We start from the raw sequence: 23201 nt of genomic DNA on the forward strand, positions 1-23201 counted from the left end.
CTCAGGATTTCAACGCTTCGGCCAGTTTCGCGAGCTTGCCGCGAACCGAGCCATCGATAACCAGGTCGCCGGCACGGATGACGACGCCGCCTATCAGGCTGGCATCCTCCGCGGCGTGCAGGCGCACTTCCCGGCTGAGCCGTGCGCTGAGAACCTTGGCGAGTTTGTCTTGCTGTTCTGTGTTCAATGCAAAGGCACTGGTGACTTCCACGTCGATCGACTTCTCCTGCTCGGCCTTGTACAGCTCGAACAGTTCGGCGATTTCCGGCAGCAGCACGAGGCGGCTGTTCTCGGAGAGCACGTGGATGAAATTGCTTACCGATGCATCGAACTTCTCACCAACCACCTCGACAAAGGTGTTGGCTTTTTCTTCGCTCGTCAGACGCGGGGCTTTGAGCACCTGCTGCATGGTGGTGTCCTGGGACACCGCAGCGGCCAGGCCTAGCATGGCCGACCAGGCGGCCAGCTGCTGATGGGCCTGGGCGTACTCGAAAGCAGCCTTGGCGTAAGGTCGGGCCAGCGTGGTCAGTTCTGCCATGATCGCCCTCGCTTAGATTTCGGCGGCCAGTTTGTTAACCAGCTCCGCGTGCGCGTTTTGATCGATAGTGGCACCCAGGATCTTCTCGGCACCGCCGACGGCCAGGCTACCCAGTTGGGCGCGCAGCGCGTCTTTGACGCTGTTCAGTTCCTGTTCGATCTCGGCCTGAGCCTGCGCCTTGAGGCGCTCGCCTTCTACACGGGCCTGATCGCGAGCTTCGTCGACGATCTGGGTACCGCGTTTCTTGGCTTGCTCGATGATTTCAGCTGCCTGAGTCTTGGCTTCGCGCAGTTGCTGGGCCACTTTTTCGTGGGCCAGCTCCAGGTCACGAGCCGCGCGGTTGGCAGCGTCCAGGCCGTCGGCAATCTTCTTCTGACGGTCGCGCAGTGCCGTGATGACCGGAGGCCACACGAACTTCATGCAGAACAGTACAAAAATGAAGAACGCGACGGACTGGCCGATCAGGGTTGCATTAATGTTCACGCCAACACCTCGCTCGTTCGTTGTCAGTCCAATCCTCTAGAAAGAGGATTATTGGGCTACCTGAGCAATGAACGGGTTAGCGAAGGTGAAGAACAGAGCGATACCAACGCCGATCATGGTCACGGCGTCCAGCAGGCCGGCGACGATGAACATTTTGACCTGCAGCATCGGGACCATTTCCGGCTGGCGAGCAGCGCCTTCCAGGAACTTGCCACCCAGCAGACCGAAGCCGATAGCGGTACCCAGGGCACCCAGGCCAATCAGCAGAGCTACGGCGATCGCAGTGAGACCTACTACAGTTTCCATTTTTCCTCCCGACTTTATGTCGTGTTGGTTAAGGTTTAAGTGAAGCGGTAAAACGAAATCGTCTTCTTTCCAGCTGCCCTTTCGGGCGTTCCCGCGCTGGTTGGCGCGGGACCATCTCGAACCTCATCCCTCATCCGCCCTTCGGGCGCCTTCTCCCGAGGGAGAAGGACATCAGGGACGAGCTGCGTTCTTAATGGTTGTCTTCGTGCGCCATCGACAGGTAGACGATGGTCAGCATCATGAAGATGAAGGCCTGCAGGGTGATGATCAGGATGTGGAACACAGCCCACGCCCACTGCAGTGCGATACCCAGGCCGCTGAGCAGGATCATGCCGGCGCCGAACATCACGGCGATCAGGATGAACACCAGCTCGCCGGCGTACATGTTGCCGAACAGACGCAGGGCCAGGGAGATCGGCTTGGCCACCAGGGTCACGAACTCGAGCAGGAAGTTCACCGGGATCAGCAGGATCTGAACGAAGATGTTCTTGCTGCCGAAGGGGTGCAGGGTCAGCTCGCCGACGAAGCCGCCGATGCCCTTGACCTTGATGCTGTAGAAGATGATCAGCGCGAACACCGACAGGGCCATGCCCAGGGTGGCGTTCGGGTCGGTGGTCGGTACGGCACGGAAGAACAGGTGCTCGTTACCGGTGATCTTCGCCGCCAGGACCGGAATCCAGTCGACCGGAACCAGGTCGATGGCGTTCATCAGGAAGATCCAGACGAAGATGGTCAGTGCCAGGGGGGCGATCAGCGGATTACGGCCGTGGAAGGTGTCCTTCACGCTGCCGTCGACGAAGTCGACCATGACTTCGACCAGGTTCTGCAGGCCACCGGGGATGCCGGAGGTGGCTTTGCGGGCCGCCATGCGGAACAGGATCACGAACAATAGGCCTACCGCGATGGACCAGCCCAGGGTGTCCACGTGGAAAGCCCAGAAGCCCATTTCCTTGGCTTGCTCGGCGGTGTGGGCGAAGCCCCATTCGCCGGACGGCAGTTTACCGAAAGTCAGGTTTTGCAGGTGGTGCTGGATATAGCCCGAAGCGGTTTGCTCTGCCATGTTTGCCTCAAACGCCCTAAGGTTTCGAAAATCTTGTTCTCATTAACAGGGGAGCGAACCAGCTGACCGCCTGGGTCAGCAGGAAGACACCGAATACCGCCAGTGCTTCCAGGGGTTTCACGCCTGCGAACGTCAGTGCGAAGAGCACCGCCGTCAGAATCATCTTGCCCATCTCGCCGGCATAAAAAGACCGGACTATCGCCTGAGCCGCCCGCGCTCCACTGAAACGGAACGCCTTGTGGGCGAAATACAGGTTCGGCACCCACGCGATCAGGCCGCCGCACAAACCAGAGTAACCAGCTACACCATCGCGCCATAGCCAAAGAACGACAGCGGCGATCAGCAACACGACCAGTTGGGCCAGCAGCACCGGGAATACCGGAAGGCGATGGAAGGGCAGGCGGTTTTGCATGCGTAGATCCATCGCAGCGGGTCCTCTGAGTCGGCGCCTCGAATCAATAACTTGGCATAGTTTGTGCCGACAAAATTGCGCGCAGAGTATAGGGGTGGAATACCCCCTATTCAACTGCCGGGTAGTGAATTCCGACCGCACGCTACATGGTCAAATGTTTCAGCGAATGTGGGCCAGAACGCCTTGCAACTCGTCGAGGGAGTTGTAGCGGATGACCAGCTGACCTTTGCCTTTCTGCCCGTGTTTTATCTGCACCGGAGCGCCCAGCCGCTCAGCGAGGCGCTGTTCGAGGCGACTGATGTCCGGATCGGCCTTGACCGGTTCGACAGCTTTGTCCTTGCCGCTCAGCCATTGCCGCACCAGTGCCTCGGTTTGGCGCACGGTCAGGCCTCGTGCGACAACATGTCGCGCCCCTTCCACCTGCTGTTCGGCCGGCAGACCGAGCAGGGCACGGGCATGGCCCATCTCCAGATCCCCGTGGGAAAGCAGGGTCTTGATCTCCTCGGGGAGGGCGATCAGGCGCAGCAGGTTGGTGATGGTCACCCGCGATTTGCCAACGGCCTCGGCGACCTGCTGCTGGGTCAGCTGGAACTCCTGCTGCAAGCGCTGCAGGGCGACGGCTTCCTCGATGGGATTGAGGTCTTCGCGCTGGATGTTCTCGATCAGCGCCATGGCGATGGCGGCTTCATCCGGCACTTCGCGCACCAAGGCTGGGATCCGATCCAGGCCGGCCTGGTGGCTGGCACGCCAGCGACGTTCACCGGCGATGATCTCGAAGCGGCCACCGTCGATGGGGCGCACCACGATGGGTTGCATGACGCCCTGGGCACGGATCGACTGCGCCAGCTCTTCGAGGGCGGTCGGGTCCATGTCACGGCGGGGTTGGTATTTACCGCGCTGGATCAGCTCCAGGGGCAGGTTCTGCAGTTCGCGGGTGCCGGCCTTGGCGGCCTCCTCCTGCAGTACGGTCGCGGTGTTTCCGCCCAGCAGGGCGTCCAGGCCACGGCCCAGACCTCTTTTCTTCGCTGCCATGCGGTTTCCTTATGCAGTAGCGGTTTTGGCGTTCGCACGCTGGCGGCGAACCAGCTCGCCAGCCAGCGCCAGGTAAGCGAGAGCGCCACGGGATTGCTTGTCGTAGACGAGTGCCGGCATGCCGAAGCTGGGAGCCTCGGCGAGACGGACGTTACGCGGGATGACGGCGTCGTAGAGCTTGTCGCCGAAATGCTCCTTGAGCTGCGCGGTGACGTCGTTGGTGAGGCTGATGCGCGGGTCGTACATGGTGCGCAGCAGGCCTTCGATCTTCAGGCTCGGATTGAGCAGTTGGCCAATGCGCTGGATGCTGTTGACCAGGTCAGACAACCCCTCCAGCGCGTAGTACTCGCACTGCATGGGGATGATCACGCCATCGGCGGCGACCAGGGCGTTGATGGTCAGCATGTTCAGCGACGGCGGGCAGTCGATGAGGATGTAGTCGTAGTTCTCGCGGATCGGCGCCAGCGCATAGCGCAGGCGGCTTTCCTTCATCTTCATTTCCAGCAGGGCGACTTCCGCGGCGGTGAGGTCGCGGTTGGCCGGCAGCAGCTGGTAGCCGCCGTGCTCGGAGAATTGCATGGCCTCGGCCAGGTCGCATTCACCGATCAGTACGTCGTAGATGGAGTTTTCCAGGGCGTGCTTGTCTATGCCGCTGCCCATGGTGGCGTTGCCCTGGGGATCGAGGTCGATCAGCAGCACGCGGCGCTTGGTCGCAACCAGCGATGCCGCCAGGTTGATGCAGGTGGTGGTCTTGCCCACTCCACCTTTCTGGTTGGCGATCGCGAATACCTTAGCCATGGCTGCCTTTCCCCTTATTCCGTGCGGCGCAGTATCAGCAGATGGCGTTGACCTTGGCAACCGGGAACCGCCAGGGCGTGCTCCGCGTCAAGGCGGAAGTCCGCAGGCAGTGCAACCAGCTCATCGGTGGGGTGCAGGCCCTTCATCGCCAGCCAGTGGGTTTCGCCATCGCCCAGGTGACGGGTCCAGTTGGCGAAATCCTCCAGCGAGCTGAAGGCACGGGAAATGATGCCGGCGAACGGGCGCTCGGGCTGCACGGCTTCGACCCGGCTGTGGATAACTTCGAGGTTGTCCAGCTTGAGCTCCAGCTTCACCTGGGTGAGGAAGCGGGTCTTCTTGCCGTTGGAGTCGAGCAGGGTGAAACGGCGTTCGGGGAACAGGATCGCCAGGGGAATGCCGGGCATGCCGCCACCGCTGCCGACATCGAGCCAGCTGTCGCCCAGTGCGGCCACATATGGCACCACGCTGAGGCTGTCGAGCAGGTGGCGCGAAACCATTTCGTCTGGGTCACGCACCGCGGTCAGGTTATAGGCCTTGTTCCACTTGATCAGCAATGCCAGGTAGCCGAGCAGTAGCTCGTGCTGCCGGGGGGAAAGTTCGACGGCGAGCTGCTGGGCGCCACGGGACAGTTCGTCGGCGTGGCGGGAGGTGACGTGCGACATCAGGCGCTCTGCTCCAGCTGGCGACCGGCGCCGCGTTTCTTCAGGTGGATCAGCAGCAGCGAAATGGCCGCCGGCGTAACGCCAGGGATGCGCGAAGCCTGACCGAGGGTTTCCGGGCGGCTCTGGCCGAGCTTGTGCTGGATCTCCTTGGACAAGCCGGAGATGGTCGCGTAGTCGAGGTCGGCCGGCAGGCGCGTGTCTTCGCTGGCGCGCAGGCGAGCGATCTCATCCTGCTGGCGGTCGATGTAGCCGGCGTACTTGGTTTTGATCTCCACCTGTTCGGCGACCTGCGGGTCTTCGGCGCCGTGGCCGGTCACTTCCACCAGGCCGACATAGTCGATCTCCGGGCGGCTGAGCAGGTTGAGCAGGTTGTATTCATGGGTCAGCGGCGTGCCGAAGCGCTCGGCGATGGCATCGCCCTGGGGCGTACCGGGACGCACCCAGGTGCTTTTCAGGCGTTGTTCTTCCAGGGCGATGCCTTCGCGCTTGGCTTCGAACGCCGCCCAGCGGCGATCATCCACCAGGCCGAGCTCGCGGCCTTTCTCAGTCAGGCGCAGATCGGCGTTGTCTTCCCGCAGGATCAGGCGGTACTCGGCACGCGAGGTGAACATGCGGTACGGCTCCTGGGTGCCCAGGGTGATCAGGTCGTCGACCAGTACGCCGATATAGGCCTCATCGCGACGCGGACACCAGGCTTCCTTGCCCTGGGCGCGCAGCGCAGCGTTGGCGCCGGCGAGCAGGCCCTGGGCACCGGCTTCTTCATAACCGGTGGTGCCGTTGATCTGGCCGGCGAAGAACAGCCCGCCGATGACCTTGGTCTCCAGGCTGTACTTGAGGTCGCGCGGGTCGAAGTAGTCGTACTCGATGGCGTAGCCCGGACGCACGATGTGGGCGTTCTCCATGCCGCGGATGGAGCGGACGATGTCCAGCTGCACATCGAAGGGCAGCGAGGTGGAGATGCCGTTGGGGTACAGCTCGTGGGTGGTCAGGCCTTCCGGCTCGAGGAACACCTGGTGACTGTCCTTGTCGGCGAAGCGGTGGATCTTGTCTTCGATGGACGGGCAGTAGCGCGGGCCGACGCCTTCGATCACACCGGAGTACATCGGCGAGCGATCGAGGTTGCTGGCGATGATCTCGTGGGTGCGCGCATTGGTGTGGGTGATCCAGCAGCTGACCTGGCGCGGGTGCTGTTCCTTGTTGCCAAGGAAGGACATCACCGGGATCGGCGTATCACCGGGCTGTTCGGTCATCACCGAAAAGTCCACCGAACGACCATCGATGCGCGGCGGGGTACCGGTCTTCAGTCGGCCGACACGCAGGGGCAGTTCGCGCATGCGCTTGGCCAGGGCGTTGGACGGCGGGTCGCCGGCACGGCCACCTGAATAATTCTGCAGCCCGATGTGGATAAGTCCGCCGAGGAAGGTACCGGTGGTCAGCACCACGGAATCCGCGTGGAAGCGAAGGCCCATCTGGGTCACAACGCCTTTCACCTGATCGTTTTCCACAATCAGGTCATCGCAGGCCTGCTGGAATATCCACAGGTTGGGTTGGTTCTCGAGGATCTCGCGGATGGCTGCCTTGTACAGCACGCGGTCGGCCTGGGCGCGGGTGGCGCGCACGGCCGGGCCCTTGCGGCTGTTGAGCACGCGGAACTGAATGCCGCCGAGGTCGGTGGCAGTCGCCATCGCGCCGCCGAGGGCGTCGATTTCCTTGACCAGGTGGCTTTTGCCGATGCCGCCGATAGCGGGGTTGCAGCTCATTTGGCCGAGCGTTTCGACGTTGTGCGTCAGCAGCAGGGTTTTCACCCCCATGCGCGCAGCTGCCAATGCCGCCTCGGTGCCGGCATGGCCGCCGCCGATAACGATCACGTCAAAACGGGAAGGGAAATCCACCACGCACCTCGTGCCTGTTCTGTAAATGGGGAAATAGGGAAGGCGGCAAGTATAGGGACTTCCCCCCTGTGAATGAAGCCTTTTGCACAAAAAATAGCCAACCGTTCGGTGTACTCCCCTTTCGCCTGTTCACATCCTGTTCGACCGGCTTTGGCTTCCCGGGCTTCGGGGCTAATAGATAAGAAGAGAGAAAGAATTCTTATAGAGCTTGTTCATTGTTTATATGAATGGTGAGCGGCTTTTTTGTGGATAAGTGCCTCAAGACCATAAAGGCCGCTGGCTGCGGGGAATGATAAGCCTGTGCTGAACCTGGCGGTTTCCTCCGGGTAAGCCGTGCACCCCCTGTGGATGGAATAGGTAGTTATACACAGGACGGTTATGCCCCCGGTTATCCTCAGGCTTATGGACGGGGTTCAGGGCTAGTTATCAACAGGGTTTATTTGCCTCTGGATAAGTCTGCGGGCATAAAAAAGCCACCCGAAGGTGGCTCGTTTCATCAGCGGAAAGCCGCTACTTGCCGATGCAGAAGCTGGAGAAGATACGACCCAGCAGGTCGTCCGAACTGAAGGCACCGGTTATCTCCCCCAGCGCCTGTTGAGCATGGCGCAGGTCCTCCGCCAGCAGTTCACCGGCTCCAGCCAGGGTGAGCTGCGAGCGGCCGTGTTCCAGATGGCTACTGGCCTGGCGCAGGGCTTCCAGGTGGCGCCGGCGCGCGCTGAAGCTGCTCTCGGCGGTCTGCTCGTAGCCCATGCAGGCCTTGAGGTGCTCGCGCAGCAGTTCGAGGCCCTCTCCCGAACGGGCGGAGAGATTGAGCGTGACGTGGCCATCGGCGCTGGTCTGCAGGTCGACGGCGTCGCCTGACAGGTCCGCCTTGTTGCGGATCAGGGTGACCTTGGCCGGGTCGGGACGGCTGTCGAGGAATTCGGGCCAGAGGGCGAAGGGGTCGGCGCTTTCCGCTGCCGTGGCGTCGACCACCAGGAGGACGCGGTCCGCTTCCTCGATGGCCTTGAGGGCGCGCTCCACGCCGATCTTTTCCACATGGTCATCGGTATCCCGCAGGCCAGCAGTATCCACAACGTGCAGCGGCATGCCGTCGATGTGGATATGTTCGCGCAGTACGTCCCGTGTGGTGCCCGCGATCTCGGTGACGATGGCGGCTTCACGGCCTGCCAGGGCGTTGAGCAGGCTGGATTTGCCGGCATTGGGCCGCCCGGCGATGACCACCGTCATGCCTTCACGCAGCAGCGCGCCCTGGCCGGCCTCACGCAAGACTGTGGATAAGTTTTCCCGAACCCCATCCAGCAGCCCGAGGACATGGCCATCGGCGAGGAAGTCGATTTCCTCTTCCGGGAAGTCGATGGCGGCTTCTACATAGATGCGCAGCTGGATGAGTTTTTCCGTGAGCCCTTGTACGCGGCGGGAGAATTCACCCTGCAGGGAGCGCAGGGCGTTGCGCGCGGCCTGCTCGGAGCTGGCCTCGATCAGGTCGGCGATGGCTTCCGCCTGGGCCAGGTCGAGCTTGTCGTTGAGGAAGGCACGTTCGCTGAACTCGCCCGGGCGGGCCTGGCGCGCGCCCAGCTCCAGGCAGCGGCGCAGCAGCAGGTCGAGGACCACGGGGCCGCCATGGCCTTGCAGCTCGAGCACGTCCTCGCCTGTGAATGAGTTGGGGCCGGGGAAGTAAAGCGCCAGGCCTTCGTCCAGGGTGTCGCCGGCAGCATCTCGGAAGGGGCCGTAATGGGCATGGCGGGGTTTGAGCTGGCGACCGGCGATGGCCTGGGCAATACGCGCTGCCTGGGGGCCGGAGACCCGGACGATGCCGACGCCACCACGGCCCTGGGCGGTGGCGACGGCGGCGATGGTTTCACGCACAGCGTTCATGGCTGGCTCCCGGAAGGTCACTGAATGGCGGATAGCAAGACGCCCCACTGAGGGGGCGTCTTGTTCAACGGATTACAGCGTGATTATCAGGCCGCTGCTTTCTTCGTCGCTGCTTCGATCTTGCGGGTAATGTACCACTGCTGGGCGATGGACAAGCAGTTGTTGACCACCCAGTAAACCACCAGGCCGGCAGGGAACCAGAGGAAGAAGAAGGTGAAGATGATCGGCATCAGCTTCAGCACCTTGGCCTGCATGGGATCCGGCGGCGTCGGGTTCAGCTGCTGCTGGATGAACATGGTGGCGCCCATGATGATCGGCAGGATGAAGAACGGATCCTTGATCGACAGGTCGGTGATCCAGAACATCCACGGGGCCTGGCGCATCTCGACGCTTTCCAGGAGTACCCAGTAGAGGGCGAGGAAGACCGGCATCTGCACCAGGATCGGCAGGCAGCCACCGAGCGGGTTGATCTTCTCCTTCTTGTACAGCTCCATCATCGCCTGGGACATCTTCTGGCGATCGTCACCGAACTGTTCCTTCAGCGCCTGCAGTTTCGGCGACACGGCGCGCATGCGGGCCATGGACTTGTAGCTGGCGGCCGAGAGGGGGAAGAAGGCGAGCTTGATCAGCACGGTCAGGGCGATGATCGACCAGCCCCAGTTGCCGAGGATGCTGTGGATATGTTGCAGCAGCCAGAAGATCGGCTGGGCGATGAACCACAGGAAGCCGTAGTCGACGGTCAGTTCCAGGCCCGGGGAGAGTTCCTTCAGGTGATCCTGGACCTTCGGACCGGCATACAGGGTTGCCGAGGTTTCCGCCTGGGCACCGGCAGGTACTGCCAGGCTGGAGCCGACGAAGCCGACGATGTAGTTGCCTTTCGGATCCTTGCGGGTCTGAATGACGTTGGTCTGGCCCTTGTCGGCGACCCAGGCGGTGACGAAGTAGTGCTGCAGCCAGGCTACCCAGCCACCGCTCACGCTTTCCTTGAACCAGGCGTCAGGATTGCCTTCGCGGCGCTTCTCGTCCTGCTTGTCGATGTCCTTGGTGGAAATCTTTTTGTAGGGCTCGCTGGGGGTCCAGACAGCGGCGCCGAGGTAGGTCGAAACGCCAGTCGCGGTGCTGGAGGACGGGTCGGCGCTGCCGTCGCGCTTGAGCTGCGCGTACATGCTGCCGTTCCAGGCCTGGGCGCTCTGGTTATCGATGCGGTAGGCGACCTGCAGGTCGTACTTGCCGCGGGTCAGGGTGAAGCGCTTGATGTAGTTGACGCCGTTTTCGCTGAAGGTCAGCTCGACCACCAGCTGGTCCTGGCCGTCTTCCAGCTTGTACTGGCGCTGAGTGGCACTGTAGAGCGGGCGGCCGGTGGGGCGCGCATCGGGACCGTTGGTGCCGATCAGGCCGCTCTGGGCCTGGTACAGACGCTCGTTACCGTTGTCGAACAGCTGGAAGGGGACATCCGGGCGATCCTGGCGACGGGGGTACTTCGGCAGGGTCAGCTGAACGATGTCACCGCCGTTGGGGTCGATGGCCAGGTTGAGCACGTCGGTTTCGACGCGGATCAGCTCGTTGCTCGGCGCTACCTGAGCAGCGGCAGGTGCGCTGTGCTCGGTATTGTCGGCGGTCGGGACGTCGTCATTGGCGGCTTGCTGAGTCGGAGTCGCGGAGTCAGGCAGCGTCGCGGTGTTGGCGGCGGGTGCACTGGCGGTCGGCAAGGCGGCCTGGCCGTAGTCCTGGTTCCATTGGAGAACCATCAGGTAGGACACGATTGCCAGGGCGACGATCAGGATCGAGCGTTGAATATCCATGATTACTCGGCCATCGAAGAGGATTGGGAGGTTTTTACGGGCGGAACCGGGTCGTAGCCGCCGGGATTCCAGGGATGACAGCGGCCGAGCCGACGCGCAGTCAGCCAGCCACCGCGCAGGAGACCATGGTTTTCGATGGCCTCCAGCGCGTAGCAGGAACAGCTGGGATAGAAGCGACAGTGACTGGCCATCAGCGGGCTGATGGCATAGCGGTAGAACTGGATCGGTACGAGGGCCAGTTTACGCATGGGGACTGTCGGCCACCCCTGATTCGGTCGGGGATTCAGGGCGAGGCCGGCTGCGGGCTAGACGCTTCCAGAGCTTTTCGAACTGATGCTTCAGTTCTGCGTTCTCCAGATCACCCAGGCCTTTTTTCGCCACGATCACAATGTCCCAGCCGGCCAGCAACTCGAGGTTGTGGCGGAAGGTTTCTCTGATCTGGCGTTTGAGGCGGTTGCGTTCGACTGAAAGCTTGACGCTCTTCTTGCCGATCACCAAGCCGAGGCGGGGATGATCCAGAGCGTTGTCGCGCGCGAGCAGCAGGACGTTCTTGCCGGGAACCTTGCCGGTTGGGGAGTCGAAGACTGCCTTGAATTGCCGGGGGACCAGCAGACGCTTCTCCCGGCCGAAGCCTCGACTCACCACCTGTTCCGGGTGAATCAGACAGTCAGACGCTTGCGGCCCTTGGCGCGACGACGCGACAGGACTGCACGGCCGTTCTTGGTAGCCATGCGGGCACGGAAACCGTGAACACGAGCGCGCTTGATGGTGCTGGGTTGGAAAGTGCGTTTCATGATGCTTTACCTGGGTGATCACAACGGGCCGACGTGGCCCCCGTTTAAAGAGACCGGCGATTCTAGAGAAATGGCGCGTGCAGGTCAATTTCCAACCAACCTGTTCCGATCAAAAGAATAAGAAAGGAAGAAGTACTTAAGAAAGGCTTGTTTTGTTTATAACTCTTGGTGGCACCCAGTCCTGTGGAAAACTGCCTCTGAGCTGCGGTAGGCGAAGGCTTGACCAAAGGATAAGCCTGTCCGAAAGCGGTGCCCTGGCTGTGCGCGGTCTGGGGGCAAGCTGGGGATTAAAGTACGAGTTGCCCACAGGGCGGTTGTCCACCGTGTTCCGGGTGGGGTTGTCCAGAGGGTTATTGTGTGGTTATCCACAAACTTCCGGCGCGTTGCTCCTGGATTGGAGATATCCAATAACATCTTGATTTTCCTTGGTGAAACGCCGTTCTTCATGTGGATAACTTTGTCCACGGCAGCTACAATGACGCCTGTTTTTTCGCGTCGTACTCCTTTCCGTTTGGGGGATATCCGTGTCAGTGGAACTTTGGCAGCAGTGCGTCGAGCTATTGCGTGACGAGCTGCCCGCCCAGCAATTCAACACCTGGATCCGCCCGCTGCAGGTCGAGGCCGAGGGAGACGAGCTCCGTGTCTACGCGCCCAACCGTTTCGTGCTGGATTGGGTCAATGAAAAGTACATGGGCCGCCTTCTCGAACTGCTCGGCGAGCGTGGCAACGGACTCGCCCCAGCCCTTTCCTTATTAATAGGCAGCAAACGCAGCATGCCGCCGCGTGTCGCGCCGCTGCCCATTACGGCTCCGCCTGTGATGACGGCCCCTCCGGTTGCACCCGTCGCTGCGCAGCGCGTGGAAACGGTGCAGGACTCCCGGGGCGGCTTCGATCCCCTCGCGTCGGTGTCGGCGCCACAGGCTGTGCGCACCGAGCGTTCGGTCCAGGTCGAAGGTGCGCTCAAACACACCAGTTACCTGAACCGCACCTTCACCTTCGAGAACTTCGTCGAGGGCAAGTCCAACCAGCTGGCCCGCGCGGCTGCCTGGCAGGTGGCGGACAACCCCAAGCATGGCTATAACCCGCTGTTTCTCTATGGCGGTGTGGGCCTGGGTAAAACCCACCTGATGCATGCGGTGGGCAACCACCTGCTGAAGAAGAACCCCAACGCCAAGATCGTCTACCTCCACTCCGAGCGTTTCGTGGCAGACATGGTCAAGGCGTTGCAGCTGAACGCGATCAACGAGTTCAAGCGCTTCTATCGCTCGGTGGACGCCCTGCTCATCGACGACATCCAGTTCTTCGCGCGCAAGGAACGCTCCCAGGAAGAGTTCTTCCACACCTTCAACGCCCTTCTTGAAGGCGGCCAGCAGGTGATCCTCACCAGCGACCGTTACCCGAAAGAGATCGAGGGCCTGGAAGAGCGCCTCAAGTCCCGCTTCGGCTGGGGCCTGACCGTTGCCGTGGAACCGCCCGAGCTGGAGACCCGTGTCGCCATTCTGATGAAGAAGGCCGAGCAGGCGAAGGTCGACCTGCCCCACGATGCCGCGTTCTTCATCGCCCAGCGCATTCGCTCCAACGTGCGTGAGCTGGAAGGCGCGCTGAAGCGGGTGATTGCCCACGCCCACTTCATGGGGCGCGATATCACCATCGAGCTTATCCGTGAGTCGCTGAAGGACCTGCTGGCCCTGCAGGACAAGCTGGTCAGCATCGATAATATTCAGCGCACCGTGGTCGAGTACTACAAGATCAAGATCTCCGACATGCTCTCCAAGCGCCGCTCGCGCTCGGTAGCGCGTCCGCGCCAGGTGGCCATGGCTCTGTCCAAGGAGCTGACCAACCACAGCCTTCCGGAGATCGGCGACGCCTTTGGCGGACGAGACCACACCACAGTTCTGCACGCCTGTCGTAAGATTGCGGAACTCAGGGAATCCGACGCGGATATCCGCGAGGACTACAAGAACCTGCTGCGTACGCTCACCACTTGATAGCTCAAGCGCAGCCCATTGAGGCAAGGGACTAGACCATGCATTTCACCATTCAACGCGAAGCCCTGTTGAAACCCCTGCAACTGGTCGCCGGCGTCGTCGAGCGCCGCCAGACCTTGCCGGTTCTGTCCAACGTGCTCCTGGTCGTCGAAGGCCAGCAGCTGTCGCTGACCGGCACCGACCTCGAGGTCGAACTGGTTGGCCGCGTGGCCCTGGAAGAGACCGCCGAGCCTGGCGAGATCACCGTTCCGGCACGCAAGCTGATGGACATCTGCAAGAGCCTGCCGAGCGATGCGCTGATCGACATCCGCGTGGATGAGCAGAAGCTGCTGATCAAGGCCGGCCGCAGCAAGTTCACCCTGTCGACGCTGCCTGCCAATGACTTCCCCACCGTCGAGGAAGGCCCGGGTTCGCTGACCTTCAGCCTGGTGCAGAGCAAGCTGCGTCGTCTCATCGAGCGCACCAGCTTCGCCATGGCCCAGCAGGATGTCCGCTATTACCTGAACGGCATGCTGCTGGAAGTCAGCGCCAACCTGCTGCGTGCCGTCGCTACCGATGGCCACCGCCTGGCCATGTGCTCCATGGAATCCGGTATCGAGCAGGCCGATCGTCACCAGGTGATCGTGCCGCGCAAAGGCATTCTCGAGTTGGCCCGTCTGCTCACCGAGCAGGACGGCGAAGTGAGCATTGTCCTCGGCCAGCACCACATCCGTGCCACCACCGGCGAATTCACCTTCACCTCCAAGCTGGTGGACGGCAAGTTCCCGGATTACGAGCGCGTTCTGCCCCGTGGTGGCGACAAGCTGGTGGTCGGTGATCGTCAGGCCTTGCGTGAAGCCTTCAGCCGCACCGCGATTCTTTCCAACGAGAAGTACCGTGGTATCCGTCTGCAACTGGCTGCCAGCCTGCTGAAAATCCAGGCCAACAACCCGGAGCAGGAAGAAGCCGAGGAAGAAGTGGCCGTCGAGTACAACGGCAGCAACCTGGAAATCGGTTTCAACGTCAGCTATCTGCTGGACGTGCTGGGCGTGATGACCACTGATCAAGTGCGCCTGATCCTTTCCGATTCCAACAGCAGCGCCCTGCTCCAGGAAGCGGACAACGACGACTCTGCCTACGTCGTTATGCCGATGCGCCTGTAACCACTCGATGTCCCTCAGCCGCGTCACTGTCACCGCGGTGCGAAATCTGCACCCGGTGACACTCTCCCCCTCCCCCCGCATCAACATCATCCACGGCGCCAACGGCAGCGGTAAAACCAGCGTGCTAGAGGCCATCTATCTCCTCGGCCTCGCCCGCTCCTTCCGCAGTGCCAAGCTGCAACCGGTCATTCAGTACGAGCAGCCTGCCTGCACGGTATTCGGTCAGGTCGAGTTGCTCGAAGGGCGTAGCAGCAGCCTGGGGATTTCACGCGATCGCCAAGGCGAGTTCCAGATCCGTATCGATGGGCAGAACGCACGCAGTGCTGCGCAGCTCGCCGAAACGCTGCCGCTGCAGGTAATCAACCCGGACAGTTTCCGTTTGCTCGAAGGCGCCCCGAAGATAAGGAGACAGTTCCTCGATTGGGGAGTGTTCCACGTGGAACCTCGATTCCTGCCTGCTTGGCAGCGCCTGCAGAAGGCCCTGAGACAGCGGAACTCGTGGCTCCGGCATGGTACACTTGACGCCGTTTCGCAAGCGGCTTGGGACCGGGAACTGTGCTTGGCCAGCGATGAAATCGACGGTTATCGACGGGCCTATATTCAGGCCCTGAAGCCTGTTTTCGAACGCACCCTGGGTGAGTTGGTCGAACTCGATGCGCTCAGCCTGAGCTACTACCGAGGCTGGGATAAAGATCGCCAGCTTTCCGAAGTACTCGCCTCTTCCCTCCTCCGGGACCAGCAAATGGGACACACCCAAGCTGGCCCCCAACGAGCCGATTTGCGACTGCGCCTTGGAGCGCATAACGCGGCCGATATCCTTTCGCGTGGTCAGCAGAAGCTGGTCGTCTGTGCGCTACGAATTGCGCAGGGGCACCTGTTGAACCAGGCCAAGCACGGCCAATGTATCTATCTGGTGGACGACCTACCGTCTGAACTGGATGAGCAGCATCGGCGCGCACTGTGCCGCTTGCTGGACGATTTGGATTGCCAGGTGTTCATCACCTGTGTCGATCACGAACTAATGAGGGACGGCTGGCGAACGGATACGCCGGTAGCCATGTTCCACGTGGAACATGGTGGTATCACCCAGACCTTTGATCATCGGAGTGAAGCATGAGCGAGAACAATACGTACGACTCTTCCAGCATTAAGGTGCTGAAGGGACTGGACGCCGTACGCAAGCGCCCCGGCATGTACATCGGCGATACCGATGATGGTACCGGTCTGCACCACATGGTGTTCGAGGTCGTCGATAACTCCATCGACGAAGCGCTGGCGGGCTATTGCTCCGAGATCAGCATCACCATCCACACCGATGAGTCCATCACCGTTCGCGACAACGGCCGTGGCATTCCGGTGGACATCCACAAGGAAGAAGGCGTCTCCGCTGCCGAAGTCATCATGACTGTGCTTCACGCCGGCGGTAAGTTCGACGACAACACCTACAAGGTTTCCGGCGGTCTGCACGGTGTGGGTGTGTCGGTGGTCAACGCCCTCTCCGAGGAACTGCGCCTTACCATTCGCCGCGCGGGCCAGGTCTGGGAACAGATCTACCACCACGGCGTGCCGCAGTTCCCCCTGCGCCCGGTCGGCGAGACCGATGGCACCGGCACCGAAGTGCACTTCAAGGCTTCCGGCCAGACCTTCAACAACATCCATTTCAGCTGGGACATCCTGGCCAAGCGCCTGCGTGAGCTCTCCTTCCTCAACTCCGGCGTGGGCATCGTCCTGCGTGACGAGCGCTCCGGCAAGGAAGAGCTGTTCAAGTACGAGGGTGGCCTGAAGGCGTTCGTCGATTATCTGAACACCAACAAGACCGTGGTGAACCAGATTTTCCACTTCAACATGCAGCGCGAAGAAGACGGCGTGGGCGTGGAAGTGGCCCTGCAGTGGAACGACAGCTTCAACGAGCACATCCTCTGCTTCACCAACAACATTCCCCAGCGCGACGGCGGCACCCACCTTGCCGGCTTCCGCTCGGCGCTGACGCGTAACCTGAACAACTACATCGAGCAGGAAGGCCTGGCGAAGAAATTCAAAATCGCCACCACCGGTGACGATGCCCGTGAAGGCCTCACCGCCATCATCTCGGTCAAGGTTCCGGACCCGAAATTCAGCTCCCAGACCAAGGACAAGCTGGTCTCCAGCGAAGTCAAAACCGCGGTCGAGCAGGAGATGGGCAAGTACTTCGCCGACTTCCTGCTGGAGAACCCCAACGAAGCCAAGGCCGTCGTTGGCAAGATGATCGACGCCGCCCGTGCCCGTGAAGCCGCGCGCAAGGCCCGTGAGATGACCCGCCGTAAAGGCGCCCTGGACATCGCCGGCCTGCCCGGCAAGCTTGCCGACTGCCAGGAGAAGGACCCTGCCCTCTCCGAACTCTACATAGTGGAGGGTGACTCCGCGGGCGGTTCTGCCAAGCAGGGCCGTAACCGCAGGACCCAGGCGATCCTGCCGCTCAAGGGCAAGATCCTCAACGTTGAGAAGGCTCGCTTCGACAAGATGCTGTCGTCGCAGGAAGTCGGCACCCTGATCACCGCGCTCGGTTGCGGTATCGGGCGTGAGGAATACAACATCGACAAACTGCGTTATCACAACATCATCATCATGACCGACGCCGACGTCGACGGCTCGCACATCCGTACCCTGCTGCTGACCTTCTTCTTCCGCCAGATGCCCGAGCTGATCGAGCGCGGCTACATCTACATCGCCCAGCCGCCGCTCTACAAGGTGAAGCGTGGCAAGCAGGAGCAGTACATCAAGGACGATGAGGCCATGGATGAATACATGACCCAGTCGGCCCTGGAAGACGCCAGTGTGCACGTCAACGAGAGCGCCCCTGGCCTCTCTGGCGAGGCCCTGGAGCGCCTGGTCAACGAGTACCGTGCAGTGATGCGCACCCTCAAGCGTCTGTCGCGCCTGTACCCGCAGGAGCTCACCGAGCACATGGTCTACCTGCCCCGCGTCAGCGTGGAGCAGCTGGCCGACCAGGCCGCCATGCAGAGCTGGCTGGAAGGCTTCCAGGCGCGCCTGAGCGCGTCCGAGAAGTCCGGGCTGACCTACTCCGCCAGCCTGCGTGAAGACCGCGAGCGTCACCTCTGGCTGCCCGAGGTGGAGCAGGTCGCCCATGGCCTGTCCCACTACATCACCTTCAACCGCGACTTCTTCGCCAGCAACGACTACAAGCTGGTAACCGCCCTGGGCGACCAGCTGAACAACCTGCTGGAAGAAGATGCCTTCGTGCAGCGTGGCGAGCGCCGCAAGGCCATCACCAGCTTCAAGGAAGCCCTGAGCTGGCTGATGACCGAAAGCACCAAGCGCCACACCATCCAGCGATACAAAGGGCTGGGTGAGATGAACCCGGAGCAGCTGTGGGAAACCACCATGGACCCGAACGTGCGCCGCATGCTCAAGGTCACCATCGAGGACGCCATCGGCGCCGACCAGATCTTCAACACCCTGATGGGTGATGCGGTCGAACCCCGCCGTGACTTCATCGAAAGCAATGCCCTGGCGGTATCCAACCTCGACGTTTGAGTCGAGGACGGATCGCAAGGAAAAGCCCCGGCATGCCGGGGCTTTTTATTGGAATGGAGAACGTGATGAGTGACGAAGAAAAACGAGCGCCGAGCGACGAGGAAATCTCCGCCTACATGATGCGCCTGGTGCGCTCCGGAAGGGTCAAGGCGACGGTGCTGGTGGTGCAGACGGAGAAGGAATTTCCCACGGCGGGCAGGGACAGGATCATCCGCTGCTTCAATGCCCTGGACTCCAAATACCTCAAGGGATAGCACCAACGGAAAGAAGCTTATGCACTTTTTTCCAGTTTTCCCCAGCCTGGCTGAAAGCCTCTCAGATCAAGGTCTCCAGCGCTTCCAATGGCACAAAGCCGGCATTTCATGCACAGCTTATCCACAGATTCAGGCTTGGCTGGAAATGGGCTCTTGCAGCGGCTGCTGCAGGCCTTCGATTTCGCGCTGGGTTTGCTCGACCCAGGCGTGGGCGCGGTCGTTGAGTTCGGCGATGGCGCGGGGGCCGCTGCCCTCGGCGAACATCAGCGGGCCGATGACCACCTGGATGGTGCCGGGGCGCTTGCTCCAGCCTTCCTTGGGCCAGAAGCTCCCCGCGTTGTGGGCGATGGGCAGCACCGGCATCCCGGCGTTCACCGCCAGCGCCGTGCCACCCCGGGAGAACTTGCCCATCTGCCCCACCGGCACGCGGGTGCCCTCGGGGAAGACCAGCACCCAGGCGCCCTGCTTGAGGCGCTCGTCGCCCTGCTTGGCCAGCTGCTTGAGGGCCGCCTTGGGGTTGTTGCGGTCGATGGCGATGGGCTTGAGCAGCGCCATGGCCCAGCCGAAGAAGGGTACGAACAGCAGCTCGCGCTTCACCACCTGGCTCAGGGGCTCGAAGAAGCCGGAGAGGAAGAAGGTCTCCCAGGTGCTCTGGTGCTTGGCCAGGATCACGCAGGGCTCTGCAGGGATGTTATCCAGCCCGTGCACTTCATAGCGCACACCGGCCACCGTCTTCGCCAGCCAGGTGGCGAAGCGGCACCAACGCCAGACGACGAAGCGGTAGCGGGCGCGGAACGGCAGGAAGGGGGCGATGAAGAAGCTCAGCGTGCCCCAGACGAAGGCGCTGGACGACAGCAGCAGGTAGAAGAAGAAGGTTCTGATTGCCTGCACTGTCGTCATGGTGTCCTTGGCCTTAGTTGAGAAGGTGCGCGGCGATGGCCGCCAGATCGTCGAATAAAAGCGTATTCCCGGGCAAACCCTTCGCCAGGGTGATCTCGCCCTTGCCGGTCCTAACCAGAACGGGCTGACAATCGACGGCCTGAGCCGCTTCCAGGTCACCACTGCTGTCGCCAACGAACCACACGCCGACCAGAGGTACGCCGTAGTGCGCGGCGATCTGCTTCAGCATGCCGGGCTTCGGTTTGCGGCAATCGCAGCCGTCATTCGGGCCGTGGGGGCAATGCACGATCAGCCCCACTTCCCCGCCCTGCTCCGCCACCAGCTCGCGCAGGCGCGCATGCATGGCATCGAGGGTTTCCAGGGGGTAGTAGCCGCGGGCGACGCCGGACTGGTTGGTGGCCACGGCCACGGTCCAGCCTGCGCGGGACAGCTGCGCGATGGCTTCGATCGAGCCCGGGATGGGGATCCATTCGTCAACGGACTTGATGTACGCGTCGGAGTCTTGGTTGATGACACCGTCGCGATCGAGGATGAGTAGTTTCATTAACAAGTCTCAAGCGCCAAGCCACAAGCTGCAAGCGTGCTCAAGACCAGGTCTTGCCGCTTGCTGCTTGTGGCTTGCAACTGCTTAGCCCAATACCGAGATATCGGCGACGCCAAGGAACAGGCCGCGCAGCTTCGCCAGCAGGGCGTAGCGGTTGGCGCGGACGGCAGCGTCTTCGGCGTTGACCAGCACCGCTTCGAAGAAGGCGTCGACCGGCTCGCGCAGGCTTGCCAGATGGGCCAGGGCTTCGCTGTAGCAGCGTGCGGCGGCCATGGGCTGTACCGCGCGCTCGGCGGCCGCTACGGCCTCGGCAAGGGCCTTCTCGGCGGCTTCCTGCAGCAGGGTCGCATCGACGCTCTCCGGCACGGCGCTTTCGGCCTTGCCCAGCAGGTTGGAAACCCGCTTGTTGGCAGCGGCCAGGGCGGCGGCTTCCGGCAGCTTGCGGAAGGCCTGCACAGCCTGCACACGCTGGTCGAAGTCCAGGGCCGAGGTGGGCTGCAGTGCACGCACCGAGAGGTACACGGCAACGTCCACGCCTTCGTCTTCATAGCGCGCGCGCAGGCGGTCGAAGATGAAGTCCTGCACCTGTGCGGACAGGCCTTCGGCCTTCACCTTGGCGCCGTACTGGGCGATGGCGAAGTCCACGGCACCGGCGAGGTCCAGGTCGAGTTGCTTCTCGATGAGGATGCGCAGCACGCCCAGTGCCTGGCGACGCAGGGCGAAGGGGTCCTTGCTGCCGGTGGGCAGCATGCCGATGCCGAAGATCCCCACGAGGGTATCCAGCTTGTCAGCCACTGCCACGGCTGCACCGGTCAGGGTCTGCGGCAGTTCGGCGCCGGCACCGCGCGGCATGTACTGCTCGTTCAGGGCCTGGGCGACGTCTTCCGCTTCACCGTCGTTCTTGGCGTAGTAGTAGCCGGCGATGCCTTGCATCTCCGGGAACTCGCCGACCATCTCGGTGGCCAGGTCGCACTTGGCGAGGATGCCGGCGCGGGCGGCTTTCACCGGGTCGGCGCCAACCTGCTCGGCGACGTAGGCGGCCAGGGCGGAAATGCGCTCGGCCTTCTCGAACACGGTGCCGAGCTGGGCCTGGAACACCACGTTCTTCAGGCGCTCGTTGAAGGTTTCCAGCTTCTGCTTCTTGTCCTGCTTGAAGAAGAATTCGGCGTCGGTGAGGCGCGGGCGTACCACTTTCTCGTTGCCCGAGACGATCTGCACCGGGTCCTTGCTCTCGACGTTGGCCACGGTGATGAAGCGCGGCAGCAGCTTGCCGTTGGCATCCAGCAGGCAGAAGTACTTCTGGTTGTCCTGCATGGTGGTGATCAGCGCTTCCTGCGGCACCTCGAGGAAGCGTTCCTCGAAGGAGCACACCAGGGGTACCGGCCACTCCACCAGCGCGGTGACTTCGTCCAGCAGGTCGGCAGGCACCACGGCACTGCCCTTCTGCTCGGCGGCCAGCTCGGCGACGCGGCGGGAGATGATCTCGCGGCGCTCGGCGAAGTCGGCCAGCACGTGGGCGGCGCGCAGGTCGTCCAGGTAGCTGGCGGGGCTGCCGATGCGGACGTGTTCAGGGTGGTGGAAGCGATGGCCACGGGTTTCGCGGCCGGACTTCTGGGCGAGGATCTCGCAGTCGACCACCTCGTCGCCGAAGAGCATCACCAGCCACTGGGTGGGGCGCACGAACTCTTCACGACGTGCCGCCCAGCGCATGCGCTTGGGAATCGGCAGGGCGGCCAGGGAGGCTTCGACGATGCCGGCCAGCAGGCCGGCGGCGGCCTGGCCGGGGATGGTCTGGCTGAACTTCAGCTTGGGGCCGCTCTTGTCGATCTGCTCGAGGTCGACGCCGCACTTCTTGGCGAAGCCGAGGGCGGCCTGGGTCGGGTTGCCGGCGGCATCGAAGGCGGCCTGCAGCGGCGGGCCGTCGAGGTTGACGCTGCGGTCGGGCTGCTGGGTGGCCAGCTGCTCGATCTGCACCGCCAGGCGACGCGGGGCGGCGTAGACGCGGGCGGCGCCGTGGCTCAGGCCGGCGTTCTTGAGGCCGCCGAGGATGCCGGCGAGGAAGGCGTCACCGAGGGTTTTGAGGGCCTTGGGTGGCAGCTCTTCGGTGCCCAGTTCGACGAGGAAATCTTGTGCACTCATTCTGCCGCCTCCAGCTTGGCCAGTACTTCGTCACGCAGTTCGGGGGTGGCCATGGGGAAGCCCAGGCGCGCGCGCGCCTGCAGGTAGCTCTGGGCCACGGCGCGGGCCAGGGTGCGCACACGCAGGATGTAACGCTGGCGCTCGGTCACCGAGATGGCGCGGCGGGCATCCAGCAGGTTGAAGGTGTGGGAGGCCTTGAGGACCATCTCGTAGGTCGGCAGCGGCAGCTGCAGCTCGATCAGGCGGTTGGCCTCGCTCTCGTAGAAGTCGAACAGCTCGAACAGCTTCGGCACGTTGGCGTGCTCGAAGTTGAAGGTCGACTGCTCCACCTCGTTCTGGTGGAACACATCGCCATAGGTGACCACGCCGAAGGGGCCGTCGGTCCACACCAGGTCATAGACCGAGTCCACGCCCTGCAGGTACATGGCCAGGCGTTCCAGGCCGTAGGTGATCTCGCCGGTCACCGGGTAGCACTCGATGCCGCCGACCTGCTGGAAGTAGGTGAACTGAGTCACTTCCATGCCGTTCAGCCAGATTTCCCAGCCCAGGCCCCAGGCGCCGAGCGTTGGGGATTCCCAGTTGTCCTCGACGAAGCGGATGTCGTGAACCAGCGGATCGATGCCGATGCGCTTGAGCGAACCCAGGTACAGCTCCTGGAAGTTCTCCGGGTTGGGCTTGAGGACCACCTGGAACTGGTAGTAGTGCTGCAGGCGGTTGGGGTTCTCGCCGTAGCGACCGTCAGTGGGGCGACGGCTGGGCTGCACATAGGCAGCGTTCCAGGTTTCCGGGCCGATGGCCCGCAGGAAGGTAGCGGTGTGGAAGGTGCCGGCGCCAACTTCCATATCGTAGGGCTGCAGCACCACGCAACCCTGCTCCGCCCAGTACTGCTGGAGGACGAGGATCAGGTCTTGGAAGGTGCGCACGGCAGGCGTAGTCTGGCTCACGAAATTTACCTGTGCTGAGGCTGCGACAAAGCCGGGGAGTATACCCGATCGAATCCCGCCGAACCCAGCAGCCACAGGCGTCTCGCTGATTTCCCCAGA

23 protein-coding genes are annotated in these 23201 nt (G+C 62.4%); 5 read left to right on the forward strand and 18 right to left on the reverse strand.

All coding sequences use genetic code 11. The features are described 5' to 3' along the window. Nucleotide 1 precedes the first annotated feature (1 nt). From PSm6_RS09935 to rpmH, 14 genes are all read right to left on the reverse strand, one after another. Nucleotides 2–538 (reverse strand): F0F1 ATP synthase subunit delta, encoded by a 537-nt coding sequence (locus PSm6_RS09935; protein WP_021217148.1) that lies wholly within the window; start codon nt 536–538, stop codon nt 2–4. Between the two features lie 12 nt (nt 539–550). Continuing rightward, nucleotides 551–1021: a F0F1 ATP synthase subunit B gene (locus PSm6_RS09940; protein WP_021217147.1), complete on the reverse strand. Its 471-nt coding sequence runs from the start codon at nt 1019–1021 to the stop codon at nt 551–553. Between the two features lie 48 nt (nt 1022–1069). Beyond that, complete coding sequence (gene atpE / locus PSm6_RS09945; RefSeq protein WP_003457994.1) at nt 1070–1327, reverse strand: F0F1 ATP synthase subunit C; 258 nt, start codon at nt 1325–1327, stop codon at nt 1070–1072. Nucleotides 1328–1517: 190 nt separating this feature from the next. After that, nucleotides 1518–2387: a F0F1 ATP synthase subunit A gene (atpB, locus tag PSm6_RS09950; RefSeq protein ID WP_021217146.1), complete on the reverse strand. Its 870-nt coding sequence runs from the start codon at nt 2385–2387 to the stop codon at nt 1518–1520. A gap of 16 nt (nt 2388–2403) precedes the next feature. Next, nucleotides 2404–2811, reverse strand: a complete 408-nt coding sequence (locus PSm6_RS09955) for a F0F1 ATP synthase subunit I (RefSeq protein ID WP_043241800.1) — start codon at nt 2809–2811, stop codon at nt 2404–2406. Between the two features lie 147 nt (nt 2812–2958). Further along, nucleotides 2959–3831: a ParB/RepB/Spo0J family partition protein gene (locus tag PSm6_RS09960; RefSeq protein WP_265170151.1), complete on the reverse strand. Its 873-nt coding sequence runs from the start codon at nt 3829–3831 to the stop codon at nt 2959–2961. 9 nt (nt 3832–3840) lie between these two features. Then, complete coding sequence (locus tag PSm6_RS09965) at nt 3841–4629, reverse strand: ParA family protein (protein ID WP_021217143.1); 789 nt, start codon at nt 4627–4629, stop codon at nt 3841–3843. A gap of 14 nt (nt 4630–4643) precedes the next feature. Continuing rightward, nucleotides 4644–5291 (reverse strand): 16S rRNA (guanine(527)-N(7))-methyltransferase RsmG, encoded by a 648-nt coding sequence (gene rsmG, locus PSm6_RS09970; RefSeq protein ID WP_021217142.1) that lies wholly within the window; start codon nt 5289–5291, stop codon nt 4644–4646. Next, nucleotides 5291–7183 (reverse strand): tRNA uridine-5-carboxymethylaminomethyl(34) synthesis enzyme MnmG, encoded by a 1893-nt coding sequence (gene mnmG / locus PSm6_RS09975; protein WP_031286950.1) that lies wholly within the window; start codon nt 7181–7183, stop codon nt 5291–5293. Before mnmG ends, rsmG begins: the two co-directional genes overlap by 1 nt. A 510-nt stretch (nt 7184–7693) precedes the next feature. Beyond that, a complete protein-coding gene (gene mnmE, locus PSm6_RS09980; protein WP_265170152.1) occupies nt 7694–9061 on the reverse strand; it encodes a tRNA uridine-5-carboxymethylaminomethyl(34) synthesis GTPase MnmE in 1368 nt (455 codons plus the stop codon). Between the two features lie 86 nt (nt 9062–9147). Beyond that, entirely contained in the window at nt 9148–10863 is a 1716-nt protein-coding gene (gene yidC, locus PSm6_RS09985) for a membrane protein insertase YidC (protein ID WP_021217139.1), read from the reverse strand. 2 nt (nt 10864–10865) lie between these two features. Then, entirely contained in the window at nt 10866–11111 is a 246-nt protein-coding gene (yidD, locus tag PSm6_RS09990; RefSeq protein WP_021217138.1) for a membrane protein insertion efficiency factor YidD, read from the reverse strand. Then, nucleotides 11104–11508: a ribonuclease P protein component gene (gene rnpA / locus PSm6_RS09995; protein ID WP_043241807.1), complete on the reverse strand. Its 405-nt coding sequence runs from the start codon at nt 11506–11508 to the stop codon at nt 11104–11106. Before rnpA ends, yidD begins: the two co-directional genes overlap by 8 nt. Nucleotides 11509–11522: 14 nt before the next feature. Next, nucleotides 11523–11657: a 50S ribosomal protein L34 gene (gene rpmH, locus PSm6_RS10000; protein WP_021217136.1), complete on the reverse strand. Its 135-nt coding sequence runs from the start codon at nt 11655–11657 to the stop codon at nt 11523–11525. A 524-nt stretch (nt 11658–12181) separates the two neighbouring features. On the opposite strand from rpmH, the gene dnaA reads away from it, so the two are divergent. The 5 genes from dnaA (at nt 12182) to PSm6_RS10025 (ending at nt 18575) form a co-directional block, all read left to right on the forward strand. Next, nucleotides 12182–13645 carry a chromosomal replication initiator protein DnaA gene (gene dnaA / locus PSm6_RS10005; protein ID WP_031286948.1) on the forward strand — a complete coding sequence of 488 codons (1464 nt, stop codon included), beginning with the start codon at nt 12182–12184 and terminating at the stop codon, nt 13643–13645. 38 nt (nt 13646–13683) lie between these two features. Then, the gene (dnaN, locus tag PSm6_RS10010) at nt 13684–14787 is read left to right on the forward strand and encodes a DNA polymerase III subunit beta (protein ID WP_021217134.1); all 1104 of its coding nucleotides are present in this window, start codon (nt 13684–13686) and stop codon (nt 14785–14787) included. Nucleotides 14788–14794: 7 nt separating this feature from the next. After that, nucleotides 14795–15904 (forward strand): DNA replication/repair protein RecF, encoded by a 1110-nt coding sequence (gene recF, locus PSm6_RS10015; RefSeq protein WP_021217133.1) that lies wholly within the window; start codon nt 14795–14797, stop codon nt 15902–15904. Then, nucleotides 15901–18321, forward strand: coding sequence for a DNA topoisomerase (ATP-hydrolyzing) subunit B (gene gyrB, locus PSm6_RS10020; RefSeq protein ID WP_265170153.1), 2421 nt, complete (start codon nt 15901–15903; stop codon nt 18319–18321). The genes recF and gyrB overlap by 4 nt, the downstream gene beginning before the upstream one ends. Before the next feature lie 65 nt (nt 18322–18386). Beyond that, nucleotides 18387–18575: a hypothetical protein gene (locus tag PSm6_RS10025; RefSeq protein ID WP_031287881.1), complete on the forward strand. Its 189-nt coding sequence runs from the start codon at nt 18387–18389 to the stop codon at nt 18573–18575. Nucleotides 18576–18704: 129 nt separating this feature from the next. On the opposite strand, the gene PSm6_RS10030 is transcribed toward PSm6_RS10025, so the two are convergent. The 4 genes from PSm6_RS10030 to glyQ form a co-directional block, all read right to left on the reverse strand. Beyond that, nucleotides 18705–19475: a lysophospholipid acyltransferase family protein gene (locus PSm6_RS10030; protein ID WP_031287880.1), complete on the reverse strand. Its 771-nt coding sequence runs from the start codon at nt 19473–19475 to the stop codon at nt 18705–18707. 13 nt (nt 19476–19488) lie between these two features. Further along, nucleotides 19489–20025, reverse strand: a complete 537-nt coding sequence (gene gmhB, locus PSm6_RS10035; protein WP_265170154.1) for a D-glycero-beta-D-manno-heptose 1,7-bisphosphate 7-phosphatase — start codon at nt 20023–20025, stop codon at nt 19489–19491. A gap of 78 nt (nt 20026–20103) precedes the next feature. Then, nucleotides 20104–22158, reverse strand: a complete 2055-nt coding sequence (glyS, locus tag PSm6_RS10040) for a glycine--tRNA ligase subunit beta (protein WP_265170156.1) — start codon at nt 22156–22158, stop codon at nt 20104–20106. Beyond that, the gene (gene glyQ, locus PSm6_RS10045) at nt 22155–23102 is read right to left on the reverse strand and encodes a glycine--tRNA ligase subunit alpha (protein ID WP_031287876.1); all 948 of its coding nucleotides are present in this window, start codon (nt 23100–23102) and stop codon (nt 22155–22157) included. Before glyQ ends, glyS begins: the two co-directional genes overlap by 4 nt. Nucleotides 23103–23201: the final 99 nt, after the last annotated feature.

The sequence above is a fragment of the Pseudomonas solani genome, assembly GCF_026072635.1.
GTDB lineage: Bacteria > Pseudomonadota > Gammaproteobacteria > Pseudomonadales > Pseudomonadaceae > Metapseudomonas > Metapseudomonas solani.